The organism is Bacillus cereus, from assembly GCF_002567495.1.
Classification (GTDB): Bacteria; Bacillota; Bacilli; order Bacillales; family Bacillaceae_G; genus Bacillus_A; species Bacillus_A cereus_AQ.
This window is the reverse complement of sequence record NZ_NVAP01000020.1, coordinates 26860-42876: the sequence shown is the minus strand read 5'-3', so window position 1 is coordinate 42876 and position 16017 is coordinate 26860. Positions and strand designations below refer to the sequence as shown.

Here is a 16017-nt window from a genome sequence, read left to right as displayed (position 1 = left end):
AGAAGAAAACTGAAGATAAAGAAGCAACAAAGATAGAAGAAAATAAAAGTGGAGATAAAGAAGCAGCACAGTTAGAAGGGAAACAAAAAATAGAAAAATCGGTAAAAACGAACGGAAATGATAATAAAGAGGAAGAAAAAACGGTATCTCAAGAAAAGGATTCTCAAACTAATCCTTCATGGAAGCCAATTGGTACAGAGCAAGGAGCAAAACCTGAAATGAAATTTAAAGAAGGAACAGTAGATTGGAGTGAGATGAAAAAAGCAATCTCTTATGCTGTTGATGTTCCAGAGAGCCAATTGATTTTCGACTTTATTGGAAATAATGGTAATAATAAAGCCTACGGTAATGTACGAGATAAGCAAAGTAATAAAAAATATAAGGTTAATATTGATTGGGTAGAGAATCAGGGATGGAAACCAGCATCTGTACAAGTGGTAAAATAAATAATAGAAATGTATTTACCTAAATTATGTCGAGTTTCAAGACAAACGATTAATACAATAGAAAATAATAAATATGATCCTATATTTGAACTTGCTTTTAGTTTAACGAAAAATCTTGGAGTAACATTTTTGTTCAATGTACTCTTTAGTGAATCCAAGTAGTTCTCCTAAGTAGGAGGACAGTCACATTGCTATCAGCTAACAAAGCAAAATATCCTTTAAATGCAAAAAATACGCTATTCTTTCTNNAAGAAAGAATAGCGTATTTTATGTGGTGAAAATTGTGAAACGCACTTATGCAAAATATTAATTTAAATTTTAATCTCTTGTTGCCTCATCTATATTAGGGAACAAAGATAAAATGGGGACTCTATACCCCCGTAAAGTTAACTTGTATTTTTCTCCTGTTTTAACATTTGCTTGTATATCTGCCGAATTAAATTTCATCATGAGAATACTATTTGTATTTTCAATAACCTTTTCTGTACCGTTATTTTGTTGGACGACGATATAAAATTTATCCGATTTTCCAACTTTTTTTATATATTTATCAGTTACTGTACCTTCAATATACATTACATGAAAATAATTTAGTAAGGAAGATATGATCAGAGTTGGTACAATGACAAGAAATAGTATAATACCTATTTTCCCTTTGTTGTCTGTGTTTTTCGCTTCTTTTTCTTTCAAAAATCTTCATTCCTTCCTTGCGATGAAAATAGTAATAAAACACAGATAAATATAACGTGATAATCAAATATAAAATATGCAATTATACATACTTTATCGTTTTAGCCAAGAAGACTCCTTCTTCAAGGAGCGTGAAGGATCACAGCCCAGTGAATACGTGGGAGATGAATTGGCTTCGAGCAAGAAAAGATAAAACAGGCAATGGATAATTACTGGGATGCTCTGCAATTACTCTCAGAAGCATTAGAAGAACAAAATAATGTATGCTAGAACACGTAGATAGCAAAGCAGAACAGGTAATGAAACTATTTAAAAAGGCTATCAGTAAAACTGACGGCACAATTCCCAATACAATTATTCTTTATCGCTTCATTGCCATCCGATTAAACCTCTTTATAACGCTTCTGTAATAAGGGATAGCACCACAGCGCTATCAAGCTAAAATTTTATAGTATCCCTAGAACGAAATTTTGTACTCACTTGTAACAAAATGCTCATTTTTTCGTTTTGAGGTAATTGCATTTCTTAGCTTGATGGTAATGGAGTCACCATATCATTTCAAGAAAATTGTACGTTTAGATACAATTTAGACATAAATCAATCGATTCCCTGTACTTTAAGAAGGTTCTATAAACGGTATTTGATGTTTGTTATGATACTTTGCTTTGGATAATGAGTTTTGGGACTGGATTTTAAACATACTTCAGTCGGTTTTGATAGATATAAATAAAGTTCATTAAACAATCATTTTTGGTGTAAAAAGAATTTCTTTTTATTTATTGACTATGCAGTAACCACATGGTTTATAGTGTTAATATTATTCCTTAATAGGAGGCAATATAATTAGATGGATAGCTATAAGTTAACTAAAAGTGATGTAATTAAGATTTTTAATACAACGAAAGAAACACTTCGATTCTATGAAGAAAAAGGATTAGTTCAACCAAAGGTAGGGAAAAATAACTATAGACTTTATGGAAATGAAGACCTACAGAGAATTAGCCAAATCTTGTTTTGTAAAGATATAGGTTTTTCAATTGAAGAAATTGATTTAGTACTAAATAAGAGAAATATAATAAACAATATAAATATCTTACAGAACAAAAAAGATGATATTGAAACTGAAATTTATCGATTTATGGAAATGCAAAAGAAAATTACTAGGCTCCTTGATCTCCTTCAAAATAGAAGTAGAAACTTCAATGAAATTCAGAGTGTCTATTTTGAGGAAAGAAAATATTATCACATCAAAGGAGAGGATTTTAATAGTGTAAAATCCTTTTTTGATAAATTCCGTTCTATTTTTAAGAAAGGTGAATTTTTTCAAGAACAATTTATAACAATGTGTCCTATTAAGAATGTATTCAATGATGATCTGGGACTATCAGTTTATTATCCTGTTTTGAATGATACAGAGATAGAGCATGTTGATATTCTTAGTATACCTGCAGGTAATTATCTTTGTGTTGATTACGTATGTACAGAGGAGCATATGGATGAAGTAAGACGTCAAATATATACAAAAATTACAGACTATATAGAGAGAAATGATTTACAGTTTAGATCATGTAAAGTAATTGAAACAGATTTACATGAATTAAATCTGTTTTATCCAAAGGGACAGATAATTATGAATATGCAAATTCCTATTGAAGAAAAATCGAAACATCAAAAGAAATGAGCATTTATTAAAATGTTAGCTTGATAGGCGACGGTACTCCTTACTTAGCTAACATTTCCTCCTACAACAAAAGTCCGTCATTTGACGCACTAATAAAATTAAACAGATTTATCAATACCTAATTGATCTTACAAGGCTTTCTTACCGTTGTTTTCATTGAATCTATATGACATATTCAATGAAAATAAACAAAATCTATATCGTATAAATATTTTATTTTATTTAGAAAATAAAATATACTAGACTATAAATTAACTTATAGAATGAGGTATAAAATATTGAATAAACGAAACATTTTTATAGGTGCTGCAATGAGCAGTATTTTATTATTATCCGCATGTGGTAATTCAGATACTCTTGTTACATCTAAATCAGGAAATTTAACACAAGAAGAATTTAATAAAAAGTTAAAAGAGACAGCAGGAAAACCTGTTTTACAACAAGTAATGTTAGACAAGATTTTATTAGATAAATATAAAGTTTCAGATGATGAAGCAAAGAAAAAAGTTGAAGAATTAAAAAAACAAATGGGCGATAATTTTAAATCCTATTTAACACAAGCTGGTGCTAAAGATGAAGATGATCTTAAAACAAAAATAAAAACGCAAATAGCCTTTGAAAAAGCTGTTAAAGCTTCAGTTACGGAAAAGGAAATGAAAGATTACTATAAACCAAAATTAAAGGCAAGTCATATTTTAGTAAAAGATGAAAAAACAGCGAAAGAAATAAAAGAAAAATTAAATAATGGAGAAGATTTTGCAGCATTAGCAAAACAATATTCAGAAGATCCTGGTTCAAAAGAACAGGGTGGAGAATTACCTGATTTTGGTCCAGGTGAAATGGATTCTAAATTTGAAGAAGCTGCTTATAAATTAGAAGCTGGACAAGTAAGTGATCCAATAAAATCTTCTCATGGTTACCATATTATTAAATTAACAGAGAAAAAAGAGTTAAAACCTTTTGATCAAGAAAAAGATACTATTCGTAAGGAACTAGAACAGAAGCGTTCACAAGATCAACAATGGCAACAACAATTCTTTAAAGATTTATTCAAGAAAGCAGATATAAAAATAACAGATAAGGATTTAAAAGATACTTTTAAAGAATTTGAAAAATAAAGCTATGTACAAAAAATAACCCCTAGGGGTTATTTTTTGTACATAGCTTTAAACTAATGAAATATAATCTACTTACTTGCCTTAAAAATAAGTAGGGTGTTTATTTCATTTTTATTATATCATCTTATTTCTGTATATAATGCACTAAAAATCAATTGGTACAGCCATTCCAAGTTCAAGGTTTCTTGGCGGCAAAATAATTCAAGGAATTGATTTGAAGAAAGTAAATTACATCGTCAAATATGGACTGAGTATAGGTGTATTCACAGAAAAATTAATTAAAAGAAGAAATCTCAAGACAATTATTTTATTAGTGGAAAATAATAAGGAATTTTATTTTTTTACTATGAGCAAAATTTAAAGAAAAAAGGAACTTATTAATTGTATATGGATCAGTAGTAAATATTGAACAATATATTAGGGAGAACGATATTACGTATATACATTACGTTATTTCTTGCTTCCGTTTGCAAGCTTAAGAAAAAAACAAGATACAAATGTCTCACCTGCTTATGTCCTTAGCTGTTTAATGCGAGAAAAAATATGGAGGAATCATATGGAGTCAAAAATTCTTATTGTCGATGATGATAAAGAGATTAGAAATCTTATCTCTGTTTATTTGGAAAATGAAGGTCTGAAAACTCAAAAAGCTGAAGATGCTATGGAAGCTTTACAACTGTTAGAAGAAAAGGAGTTTGATTTGATTATTTTAGATATTATGATGCCTAATATGAATGGTATTGAAGCGTGTATGAAGATTAGGGAAGACCGCAATATACCTATCATCATGCTATCTGCAAAATCTGAGGATATAGACAAAATTCAGGGTCTAGCCTCTGGTGCAGACGATTATTTATCAAAGCCGTTTAACCCATTGGAATTAATCGCTAGGATAAAGTCCCAATTAAGAAGGTTTAAAAAATATAATACGTCAATAGAACATAAGAAAAACATTCTAGAAATTGGTGACTTAACTGTGAATACAGATACACGTCAAGTATGGGTAAGAGGAAAGCAAACAAGGTTAACGCCAAAAGAGTTTGCTATTCTCGAACTACTTGCCCGTAACAAAGGGAGTGTCCTGAGTGTAGCAAAAATATATGAAGCAGTTTGGAAAGAAGTTTTTTATAAATCAGATAATACAGTTATGGTGCATATTACAAAAATAAGAGACAAAATTGAAGAGGTTTCTAAACATCCCATTTATATTAAAACTGTTTGGGGAATTGGGTATAAAATATGAAGAGTGTTAGCTTTAGAAATAAAATAATTATAAAACTTCTTGGTGCTGTTGCAGTTAGTTTTTTTATTTCATTTGGTTTAACAATCCTCATTTTGCAATACGTCATAGATCCATTATTTATAAAACACGCAGATTTTGGTATGTTTGAAGCCAATTTGGCATTGATGTTCTTATTTGCGTTAGCAATCTGTAACTTTATAATAATTTTTTTGATATTGGTTCGAAAGAAAATAGTATATTTGAAGCTCATTTCGGATAATGTGAATGATATTGCCAATGGAAAACTGGGTTTGACAATTGGGATTAATGGGAAGGACGAATTGACCCAACTTGCTCAAAATATAAATTATATGTCTAAGGAATTGGAGCATACATTTGAACAGGAAAGGCAATTGGAACGTACAAAGAATGAACTTATAACCAATGTATCTCATGACTTACGCACCCCACTAACATCTATTATTGGCTATATAGATTTATTAAAAAGAGGGCAATACAACAGTAACACACAATTACAGGAATACCTTGAAACCACTTATTCAAAGTCAAAGAGACTGAAATATTTAATTGATGAGCTGTTTGAATATACTCGTTTATCGGGCATAGATGCTAAGTTAAACCTTAATGAAGTTGATTTATCAGGTTTGTTAGAGCAAATAGTTGGAGAATACATTCCTATAATTGAAAAGGAAAGTTTAATCGTTCAAAAATCTATCACGGAAGAAACAATACCTATCTTCATAGATGTAGAAAAAATGGTACGTGTATATGAAAATCTCTTTATGAATGCGATAAAGTACAGCATAAAACCATCCGAATTATCCGTATGTCTTGAATTAATGGATAACAAAGCAATTTTGAAAGTATCAAATAAAGTCGAGAGACCGCCTGTTAGCGATCCAAATAAATTGTTTGAAAGGTTTTTCAGGGGGGACAAGGAAAGAAAAGATGACCGGGGAAATGGGCTAGGACTTGCTATCTCAAAAAGAATTGTTGAACTTCATCATGGTAACATATATGCAAAATATAAAGACGGCTGGATGTCCTTTATTGTTGAACATCCAATTAGATAGAAAGCTTATGGAACTACAGGTTCCATAAGCTTTTTTTAAAACCTTAAGAATTCTTAAGGTTTTTACGGGGTGTTTCCTAATTTTCATAGTTTATCATGTACGTATTCAAAGCGATGAGGAGAGAGGAGAAATTAAAGAGAAAATTTTCTTAACAGCTTTCAAGTGGATATATCGTGACAACCTCATGAAAAAAGTAGATGTAACATGACTATTTTGTTAGTAGCAAATAAGAATAGCAACTTATTTTAAAGAAATGAAAAAACGTAGGAGGATATATATGACGAAACCAGTTGTAGACGTGAAAAACATCCAAAAAGTGTACGGTAAAAAAGGTGAGAACCAATCACACGCGTTAAAAGGTGTATCATTCTCAATTCAAGAGGGTGAGTTTGTCGGAATTATGGGACCATCTGGTTCTGGTAAAACGACATTATTAAATGTAATTTCAACGCTAGATACAGCAACGGGCGGCGTTGTTGAAATTGCAGGAACAGATATTACGAAAATGAAACAAGGTGAGCTTTCTGATTTCCGTTCACAAAAGTTAGGATTCATTTTCCAAGACTTTAACTTATTGGAGAACTTATCTATTTACGAAAACATCGCTCTTCCACTTTCCCTTCAAGGTGTTTCATCACGAAATATTGGACCAAAAGTAGAAAAAGTAGCTGATATGTTAGACATTTCAGCAATACTTAAAAAGTATCCATCTGAAGTATCTGGTGGACAGAAGCAACGTTCTGCAGCAGCGCGCGCGTTAGTTCATGAACCAGCAATTATTTTAGGGGACGAGCCAACAGGAGCTCTTGATTCTAAAAATGCAACAAGTTTACTGGATGCGATGACAAACTTAAATAAAGCGCAAGGTGTATCTATCATGATGGTTACGCATGATCCGTACAGTGCAAGTTACTGTCAGCGTATTTTATTCATTCAAGATGGTGAGCTATATAAAGAAATTCACCGTGGTGGTTCACGTGAAGAGTTCTATAAAGAAATTTTAGACGTGCTTGCAGACTTAGGCACACAAAAAGCGTAAGAAAGAAGGCTCAAGTATGTTATTTAAACTTTCCATGTCAGGACTAAAAAGTAAGTTACAAGACTATATTGTCTTACTTGTTGGTCTTATCGTATCTATTTCTACTTTTTATATGTTTCAAACGTTATCACTAAATAAAGCGTTCCTTGAATCCAATCCATATGCTGATACGGTTGCAATTGCATTCCAAATCGGTTCCTTTTTATTAGCGATTGTAACGTTTTTCTATATTTTATATGCAAATTCTTTCTTATTATCTCTTCGCCAAAAAGAATTTGGTATGTACATGATGTTAGGGGCAAAAAAGCATAAAGTTACCTTACTTATGTTTACCGAAACAGTCGTAATAGGTGTCGCATCTCTTGCAATCGGAATCGCATTTGGTGTAGGGCTTGCAGAAGGTATTGGTCAGTTATTAATGAAGCAGTTGGAATTCTCTGGTGAAAATTATAAAGCATTTTATATTCCATCTATGACTGTTACTTGTTTCTTTTTCTTTGCACTATTTATAGTATCAGCAATCATGAATAGTATGAAATTATCTCGTATTTCTGTATTACAACTTGTACATGCAGATGCAAAAACAGAGCGTATCGCTGTAAAAGGAAAAATGACAGGTGTAGTTGCATTTCTTGGTCTGATTTTGCTAGGTATTGGGTATGCATCACTAATCCATATAGCACATTTACAGGAAAAAGAGCTATTAACCGTACCTAAATTCATGGGTATTGGATTAATCACAGCAACAGTCGGTACTTACATGTTATTTGGATCACTTCTCCCAGTTATGCTTAACAAGATAAAGAGTAATAAAAAACGTCGTGAAAAAGGGTTGAATGCTTTTACTTTTGCACAATTGAATTTCCGAATTAATAGCCTAACACGGGTGCTTGCCACGGTAGCAATCCTAGTGGCTCTTGGCGCTGGTGGAATTGCGTGTGGTATGGCATTTAAAAATAACGTTCTAAAGACGACTGATAAAGAAAAAGTTTACGATTCAGTCGTTCATAATCCAACAGCGGAAGAAAAGAAAATTTTGAGTGGCATCTTATTTCAAGAGAAGTTTGAATATCGCTACAAAGTAGATGATCAGTATGTGTATTATATAAAAGAAGATGTAGAGAAAAATCGTCCTTTAGCACAAGATAGTGAAAATAGGAAGATGATGAAAGTTTCAGAAGAATTTCCTAAGGATGCATTTACATTGCCAAAACAACTGTATAAACTGTATAACGATGATACGAAAACAAAACAATGGAAAGAAGCTTTCTTCACAATCCAGCCAACTTATATGTATCCTAATCATGAAATAAAAATTATAGACCAAAGCATATACGATAGTATGAGGGATAAAGAAAATACTGTGTTTATTGGGAAAACAGATGATTTTGGGGCACATTTAAAAGAATGGAAAAAACTTGATGAATTACAAGTAGCGAAATATAAAAATGTGAAAGCAGAGGAATTAGGTAGTACGTATCAAATGTATAATCTGAGTCATGGTATGGCCAGTGGATTTATGTTTATGGGCTTCTTCGTTGGAATTGCGTTCTTAGCAATGATGGCAAGTTGCCTAATGTTTAAAATTCTATCTGGCGCATCGAAAGACAGCACACGTTATCAAATGCTTCGTAAAATTGGTGTCCGCCGGGGGTTATTAACACAATCGATTTATAAAGAGTTATTCTTCATATTCGTAGTACCGGCAATTGTGGGTATTGCTCATATATTAGTTGGTATGAACATGTTCGGTCCGCTTTTGATTGATCCGTATTTCCGAATTTGGTTGCCACTTGTCATTTTCGTAGTGATTTACTTGATTTACTACTTGATTACAGTTCAATTGTATAAAAGAATTGTACTTCCGAAAGAAAAGTAGTTTTACAAAACATACAAAATGTTAAACTCAAAAAAAACAGTGATATTATACACATGTACTGATATCACTGGTTTTTTATATGGATATTTGATGGTCAATTTTACAAATTATAAAAAATTACAAGCTCAGTTTTACATTTTTACAACAATATTTTTGTAATATTATCTTTCTTTTCCCTCTGTTTGATTGGCTTGGAACTCCATTTTTAGCGCTATACTATCCCCTTGGAAAACGTTTTGATCTGTTCCGTTGTCATCAAATATAAACTTTATCCAAAACCAATCCATTTTCCCAGGTTTTAATCCCCCTGTTTCATTCCACTTAGAATAAAATACTTTTTTGGAGGCAATCTCTGAACTTTGTGATTTTAGTTCTGCAAGGGTTGTCTCGTATGCAGGGTTTTTTGCAGGATCCCAATCCAAAAGAAATTGTACTTTAATATGTTTACCGAAATCTTCTGTAGTATTATTTTGTTTTAAGTCGTTTACAGTATAGTCTATTTTCATCATGATATCTTTAATGTCTAATGTACCACTATTTTTTAAATTGAATTTCTTTAATATTTTGTCCCCAGGTTTTAAATTTTCTAAGTTAAGTGAAGTAGTTGGTTGCATAGCTAAATCCAATGTACCTGCAGCGAATTTATTATTTGATACAACTTGATCGCTAAAATATGCATATGTTCCCCCGCCAATTAAAGATAAACCAAGAGCAGCTGAAACCACTCCAACACCTAATTTCTTTTTCAATGACATTTTTTGTTCCTCCCATATCAATTTTACAATTTTTCTCCCTAATTAACTAAAACGCTCCCCTAAATACAGGTATAGCATCAATTGTAAGAATTTTGTATTGAAATAAGAATATTACTTATTGAGAAAATTATGTTATTATCTATTTTCTATAAATTAAACGTACCAAAAATAGAAAATTTGAATTCATAATTTTCTTATTATATAACGCTTAAATACGTTATCAAAACTTTTGCAAAAACAAATTAAGATTAACTACCCTTTATGATAAGAATTATTCATTTCTTTAGGATTATCAATATACATCAAAAGGTACGCCCGCACGAATTAATTTATCCCCAGTCGTGTTTCTCTTCATCCAATCTACTAATAGTTCGCGTTTCTCAGATGGTAGTACAGTTCCTAATGTAAAAGACTGAAGTGTCTTAGCGATTGCTTTTGGTGTACTCGTATCATGCGTTTCTCTTGGATTTACTTCATTTAATTCAGGTTCAAATCGCTCGGAATTAGTAACAGTATCACCTGCAAGTTCTTTTAATGTCATTCCCGTACCCACATGCTTTTCAGTAATTGGATTATAATTAGAAAGGTCTTCACGCGTATACGTAATCCTTTCATCAAGAGCTTCTATTGAGTTCTGGCGTAAAAGAGCGCCCGCTGCTAATGATTTAGATGTAGAGGCAAATGCAAAGCGATCATCTGATCGATAAGAAACAGTTTGATTCGTACCAGTATCCAGTGCATAAATACCAAGCTTGGCATCATATTCTTTTTCAAGTTTAGCAAAAGAATCATCACCAGTATTTTCTTGTTTAATTGGATTTTTTTAGGTGATTCAGATGGAGTATTACTATTGGAACAGCCTATTAGTGTTACACATGAGAGTAATACGACAGGTACAATCTTTTTGTAATGTGTAATGTTAAAGAACTTGCTTAATATGAACATAAATTTTCAACCTCTTTCAAGAATATATGGTTTTTTCCTAGGTTTTTCATACTGGTGTAAGTAAAGAGAATATGGGGTAACAATACTTCTGCAGCTAAAATCTTATAGTTTAAAGCACATGTAAAATGTTTATATGATTGATAAGCTATTGTTTGAGTTACTCCTTCTTTAATCTCACTTGCAATGCGTTACCTGTAAAAGTGTTAAGCTTGTACCTCTTAAATACTCATCCTTCTTTTGCATCCTTTTCCTTTTCAAAATAAAAAGTCCTTTCATATTTTTGTAATACATAAAAATAGATGTCAAACGGGATTTATTGTATCTAAATTGAACATCCAATTTTAGGAACACATTTAATATGAGGAAGAACTTGATGTTTAAATAAAAACAAAAGTAAATTTCTGCCCAGTAGTTTACGTTCATGATATTGATTTTTATACGTGTTTGGTAAAGAAAACGCAAAAAAATACCGAAATCTAGTTCGGTATAGTGATATACATATAAAAAACCTCTCTTTGCTATATCTCCCAAAAAGAGTCGTTACTATGAGATATATAAACTGTATTTTCTGAAACATTACGAGCGTGTAAGAAAGATGTAAGGTAATTCAATATGAGAAAAACAATCTCACTACTACAATGAATAACAGATACATTCACGAAAAAAACCTGTGTTGGGATATCAAGTTATTTTAGTTCTTAAAATATTCGACCAAGTATTACAGTTTAAATGAGGAAATACAAAACTAGACCATCAATAATGACTAGACAAATGATGATTCCATTTTTACAGATTGTAGTTACTATGATTCACAGCGGTTTTGCATTTCTAACTTTGCATCAATTAGGGCAAAAAACAAATCGGAAAATCTCCGTTATTCAAAGCATAATTGTTATATTAGTAAGAGTAATTTGCATGCAAATTATTTACTTCCTTATTATTAGAAATCACTATATAAAACGCATATGTACAAAATTACATTCCTAAAAAAGATAACTCTAAAAGGAAAGGACATATGCAATCAATAGAGTCAGGATACCAGTATAAAATCCTATGTTAATTTTTAATAAGAGTAACAATCTATCTAGAATAGTATATAAAAACTATTAAATATTTTATTCATAAAAACAGAGGTGTAAAATGAACTTTATTTTCGATCTAATCGCTAGTTATGCGATTCCTACGATACTACTCACATTCTTGTTATTACTTGTATTTGTTTTTAGCTATTTTGTAGTATACAAAAAGATATGTAAAGGAGAAACAAAAATTACTGTACAACAAATTATATTGTTTGTATTAATAACAGGATACTATTCCTTAGCATTATCAGCTACTTCATTTGGTCGTTCAGATGATATGGTTTTTGCAAGAACGTTTGATTTCGATGTACTTAGTGTTTATAAAAAAGCATGGAATAACTTTTCGTTTTCTTCTTTTTTCCATATTATTTTAAATATAGGTATGCTGTTTCCGTTAGGAATTTTATTCCCCTTATTTAGTAAGATTTTTCGAAAAATAAAATGGATGTTAATTATCTCAATTATAGCAAGTTTATTAATTGAAATTCTTGAATTTACACTGCAACGTGGAAGTATGGAACTAGCCGATTTACTTCATAATACTTTAGGCATGATGCTAGGATATTCTGTGCTAAATATAGTTCTTATATTTTTGAAAAAAAATGAAACAGATACAAAAATAATTAAATATTTATACCTTCCCATTACAGTAAGTTTTGTCGCAATCGGAATAATGATTTCGTATCAAATGAAGGAATTTGGAAATATGCCTATTGATCCCATTACAAAAACTGATATGTCTCATATTACTATAAAAACATCAATTGAGTTACAAGACGAAGGGAAAAAAATGCCTGTTTACAAAGATTATGTTACAAAAAAATCACATGTTCGAGATGTCGAAATTCTTTCTCCAAAGGAAGCATTTCAAAAACTGAAACAAGGAGAATTTGATCCTATAGGATCTTTCAAAGCAGGTGATACATTATTCATTACAAAATATAATATAGATTACTACACTGATACAAAAGGTTTCTCTCAACCTATATATGTTTTTGAAGTACATTTAAATGAAAATGATGAAGATAGTTGGTCTCAACCTATTTCCGCAAGAAAATAACGAAAATTTGGTTCTGTTGCAAATTTTTTAAGAAATAAACAGAGACATGAATGTATGAGGAAATATTATGAAGAGGCTACTAGTACTGTCTATAATTCATGATACATAGAAAAGGCGGAGTCGGTTTGAAGACTTCGCTTTTTCTATGTATAGTGCATGTACAGGGGATAAGGGCATCATCAATCAACTCTCATACTTAATGTTTAATTTTGGAGGGGATTTCTCATATGAGAATAGTAAAAGTAAAAGACTTAGTAAAGAATACACAGGAAAGGTTTCACATATAGCACTTTCAAATATTAATTTAACAATTACAGAGAGGGAATTTGTTGGAATTATGGGCCCTTCGGGACGTTATTGAATATGGCTTCTACTATTGACTCGCCAACATCAGGCAGTGTATCCATTCATAATAAAAATCCGAATCAACTCTCACCCAATGATTTGTCCTTATTTCGCAAACAGGAATTAGGATTCGTCTTTCAATCCTTTAATCAGCTGCATACATTAACAGTAAAAGAGAATATGGCTCTTCCACTCATATTAGATGGCATGAATGTGAAGAGAATAAATGAGCGAGTAGAATATCTATTTCGAAAAAATTAGGAATCAACGAAATCTTAAATAAATGAACATATGAAATATTAGGAGGGTAAGCGCAGCAAACAGCGATTGCCCTTGCACTCATTCACTCTCCTAAATTGGTTCTTGCGGATGAGCAGAAAGGAAACTTAGATTCCAAAGCCTCTCAAGACGTAATGGAGATATTAACACTATTAAATAAAGAAGAAAAGGCGACAATGATGTTAGTTACGCATGATTCAGTTGCGGCAAGCTACTATGACCGCATTAATTTTTATTAAAAATGGACAGTTATACAATGAAGTTTGCTACAATGGTGATCGCCCATTATTTTATAAATATATTATGGATAGTCTTTCTATGTTAGGGGGAATAAACATGACTTTTCGACAGCTCGCATTCAATAATGTTTTACGGAATCAACGAATATATCTTGGTCATTTTTTTAGTAGTACATTTGCGGTATTGATTTTTTTCACTTATGGACTACTTATCTATCATCCGAACCTACAAGGCGAACTGACTCATGTAAGTGCCATCATGAGTACATTTGGGAGAATAGGATTTCAATTATCTTATTACTTAATCTTTGTCTTTTCATTCTTATTTATTTTCTATTCTGTTAGTGCATTTTTAAAAAATAGAAAAAAAGAGTTTGGATTATTAATGTTACATGGAATGTCTTATCAACAGCTTCATTTATTAATTTTTTTCGAAAATATGTTGATTGGCATCCCTTCTATAGTAGTAGGTATCGGACTTGGGATGGTTTTTTCTAAATTGTTTTTACTAGTTAGTGGGTCTTTATTAGGAGTAGAGCAAAGGTTAGCATTTTATTTTCCATTCAGGGCAATGGTAGTAACAGCAATGTCCTTTTTGGTTTTATTTCTACTTATTTCATTATTCACATCAAAAATGGTGAAAATGAATGAGCTTGTAGAACTCATAAAATCAGAGGAAAAACCAAAACCTGAGCCAATAGTGTCTGTTTGGATCTCCTTGTTGGTCATTATTTTATTTGGAGCGGGTTACTTCTGCGTTCACCACAGTATCGCCGCGGTAGATTACATGCGTTTAAATCAATTATTCCTACTCGTAGGAGTGGGAGTCGTATTTATTGTATGTGGGACCTATTTTTTCTTTACTCAATTGTGTGTATATGTGTTATCCGCTTTAAAAAATAGAGAAACTACATTCTTTAAAAGAACCAATCTCCTTGTTATTTCAGAATTAAAGTATCGCATGAAAGATAACGCAAGAACGTTCTTTATCGTTACAATTATTTCTGCAGCTTCTTTTACAGCAATCGGAGTTTGTACGGCTATCGCAAACCCTGAATTGGCGAAACATGAGACCCCATATGCATTTACCTATCTATCGGATAAAGGGAATACTCTAGAAAAATCCCATATTGAAGAGATAAAAAAACAATTAAAAGAATCTGGATTTTCTTATAAGCTTGTAACAACAGAATTTAAAAGGGTAAATGGAGTACCGTTAATTAATCTTTCTACGTATAATGAATACGCTGAAAAATTAGGACATGACATAGAGAAATTAACAAATGAAAATGAAAGTATCATTATAATATCAAATAAAAATCAAAAAACGGTAGAGAATCTAAATCCTTTTGAATTATTAAATGGTGAACTAGAAGTATCACTTTCTGTTCAAAAAGTAGTTCTTATCCCAGAATTAACGAACAAACTTGAAAACCCTTATATTGTCTCTGATGCTGTTTACAATAAGATGTTAAATGTTCAACAAGAAGGCCCACTCAGAGATTACACGATTTACGGATTTATCGTTAAAAATTGGTCTGAAACAAGTGCGATTTCTACAAAGCTTACAAAGTTCATTGGTACGAGTCAAGAGGATTATTACACCTTTTCATCCTTGTATTTAAAATGGATTGAATTGAAACAACAAAACGGATTACTTTCTATTTCAAGTGTAATGGTGGGGATTGTATTTTTCGTATTTACGCTTAGTTTTTTATATTTCCGTCTATTTACTGATTTAGAACGTGATCAAGAGCAATATCAGATGATTTCAAAATTAGGTTTAAGCCAAAAAGAGTTAAAGCAAATCGTGACAAGACAGATGATGTTACTATTTTTCTTACCGATTGTAGTGGCTATGGCCCACAGCAGTTTTGCTTTTCTAACGTTTCATCAATTAGGACAAACAGTAAGCAAGGAAATATCCGTTATTAAAAGCTCAATTGTTGTATTAGTAAGCTTTATTTGTATGCAAATGATTTACTTTCTTATTATTAGACATCACTATTTAAAACGTATATGTACAAAAATGTATACATAAAAAAGATAGGAAAAAAATTAAATGTGCATACTCAATTACTAATTATGGTTGGCTATGCACATTTAGAATGTTAAAAATATACCAAGGTTAATATGTATTTGT

General features: G+C 31.3%; 12 protein-coding genes and 3 pseudogenes. 12 read left to right on the top strand and 3 right to left on the bottom strand.

The features are described from left to right. The coding region (locus tag COK05_RS09350; RefSeq protein ID WP_141538973.1) for a YrrS family protein at positions 1 to 446 on the top strand (446 nt) is incomplete at its 5' end. A 9-nt stretch (positions 447 to 455) separates the two neighbouring features. Continuing rightward, positions 456 to 608, top strand: coding sequence for a helix-turn-helix transcriptional regulator (locus COK05_RS32050; protein ID WP_369680717.1), 153 nt, complete (start codon positions 456 to 458; stop codon positions 606 to 608). 156 nt (positions 609 to 764) lie between these two features. Here the strand turns inward: COK05_RS32050 and COK05_RS09345 are convergent, their stop codons facing one another. Next, positions 765 to 1136: a hypothetical protein gene (locus COK05_RS09345; protein ID WP_098612355.1), complete on the bottom strand. Its 372-nt coding sequence runs from the start codon at positions 1134 to 1136 to the stop codon at positions 765 to 767. Positions 1137 to 1983: 847 nt separating this feature from the next. Between COK05_RS09345 and COK05_RS09340 the strand changes: the two genes are divergently transcribed. From COK05_RS09340 to COK05_RS09310, 6 genes are all read left to right on the top strand, one after another. After that, a complete protein-coding gene (locus COK05_RS09340) occupies positions 1984 to 2817 on the top strand; it encodes a MerR family transcriptional regulator (RefSeq protein ID WP_098612354.1) in 834 nt (277 codons plus the stop codon). A gap of 278 nt (positions 2818 to 3095) precedes the next feature. Further along, positions 3096 to 3935 (top strand): peptidylprolyl isomerase, encoded by an 840-nt coding sequence (locus COK05_RS09335; RefSeq protein ID WP_098612353.1) that lies wholly within the window; start codon positions 3096 to 3098, stop codon positions 3933 to 3935. A 556-nt stretch (positions 3936 to 4491) separates the two neighbouring features. Further along, positions 4492 to 5178, top strand: coding sequence for a response regulator transcription factor (locus tag COK05_RS09325; RefSeq protein WP_098612352.1), 687 nt, complete (start codon positions 4492 to 4494; stop codon positions 5176 to 5178). Further along, the gene (locus COK05_RS09320) at positions 5175 to 6251 is read left to right on the top strand and encodes a HAMP domain-containing sensor histidine kinase (protein ID WP_098612351.1); all 1077 of its coding nucleotides are present in this window, start codon (positions 5175 to 5177) and stop codon (positions 6249 to 6251) included. Before COK05_RS09325 ends, COK05_RS09320 begins: the two co-directional genes overlap by 4 nt. A gap of 277 nt (positions 6252 to 6528) precedes the next feature. Beyond that, positions 6529 to 7290, top strand: a complete 762-nt coding sequence (locus COK05_RS09315) for an ABC transporter ATP-binding protein (RefSeq protein WP_098612350.1) — start codon at positions 6529 to 6531, stop codon at positions 7288 to 7290. 16 nt (positions 7291 to 7306) lie between these two features. After that, complete coding sequence (locus COK05_RS09310; RefSeq protein WP_098612349.1) at positions 7307 to 9169, top strand: FtsX-like permease family protein; 1863 nt, start codon at positions 7307 to 7309, stop codon at positions 9167 to 9169. A gap of 161 nt (positions 9170 to 9330) precedes the next feature. On the opposite strand, the gene COK05_RS09305 is transcribed toward COK05_RS09310, so the two are convergent. After that, the gene (locus COK05_RS09305; protein ID WP_098612348.1) at positions 9331 to 9924 is read right to left on the bottom strand and encodes a TasA family protein; all 594 of its coding nucleotides are present in this window, start codon (positions 9922 to 9924) and stop codon (positions 9331 to 9333) included. A gap of 307 nt (positions 9925 to 10231) precedes the next feature. After that, a pseudogene (locus COK05_RS09300) lies at positions 10232 to 10869 on the bottom strand (serine hydrolase); the annotation flags it as partial. Positions 10870 to 11625: 756 nt separating this feature from the next. Here COK05_RS09300 and COK05_RS31690 point away from each other — a divergent pair. The 4 genes and pseudogenes from COK05_RS31690 to COK05_RS09280 form a co-directional block, all read left to right on the top strand. Next, positions 11626 to 11856 (top strand): annotated as a pseudogene (locus tag COK05_RS31690) (ABC transporter permease); the annotation flags it as partial. A 153-nt stretch (positions 11857 to 12009) separates the two neighbouring features. Then, positions 12010 to 13011, top strand: coding sequence for a VanZ family protein (locus tag COK05_RS09290; protein ID WP_098612347.1), 1002 nt, complete (start codon positions 12010 to 12012; stop codon positions 13009 to 13011). 227 nt (positions 13012 to 13238) lie between these two features. Further along, a pseudogene (locus COK05_RS32045) lies at positions 13239 to 14000 on the top strand (ABC transporter ATP-binding protein). Continuing rightward, positions 13972 to 15915: an FtsX-like permease family protein gene (locus COK05_RS09280; RefSeq protein WP_098612346.1), complete on the top strand. Its 1944-nt coding sequence runs from the start codon at positions 13972 to 13974 to the stop codon at positions 15913 to 15915. Before COK05_RS32045 ends, COK05_RS09280 begins: the two are co-directional and overlap by 29 nt. Positions 15916 to 16017 lie beyond the last annotated feature (102 nt).

Bases quoted from the DNA above. Each gene is read 5' to 3' on its own strand.
- COK05_RS09280 (WP_098612346.1), top strand. From the start codon at position 13,972: ATGACTTTTCGACAGCTCGCATTCAATAATGTTTTACGGAATCAACGA.
- COK05_RS32050 (WP_369680717.1), top strand. From the start codon at position 456: ATGTATTTACCTAAATTATGTCGAGTTTCAAGACAAACGATTAATACA.
- COK05_RS09290 (WP_098612347.1), top strand. From the start codon at position 12,010: ATGAACTTTATTTTCGATCTAATCGCTAGTTATGCGATTCCTACGATA.
- COK05_RS09320 (WP_098612351.1), top strand. From the start codon at position 5,175: ATGAAGAGTGTTAGCTTTAGAAATAAAATAATTATAAAACTTCTTGGT.
- COK05_RS09315 (WP_098612350.1), top strand. From the start codon at position 6,529: ATGACGAAACCAGTTGTAGACGTGAAAAACATCCAAAAAGTGTACGGT.
- COK05_RS09340 (WP_098612354.1), top strand. From the start codon at position 1,984: ATGGATAGCTATAAGTTAACTAAAAGTGATGTAATTAAGATTTTTAAT.
- COK05_RS09310 (WP_098612349.1), top strand. From the start codon at position 7,307: ATGTTATTTAAACTTTCCATGTCAGGACTAAAAAGTAAGTTACAAGAC.
- COK05_RS09305 (WP_098612348.1), bottom strand. From the start codon at position 9,924: ATGTCATTGAAAAAGAAATTAGGTGTTGGAGTGGTTTCAGCTGCTCTT.
- COK05_RS09325 (WP_098612352.1), top strand. From the start codon at position 4,492: ATGGAGTCAAAAATTCTTATTGTCGATGATGATAAAGAGATTAGAAAT.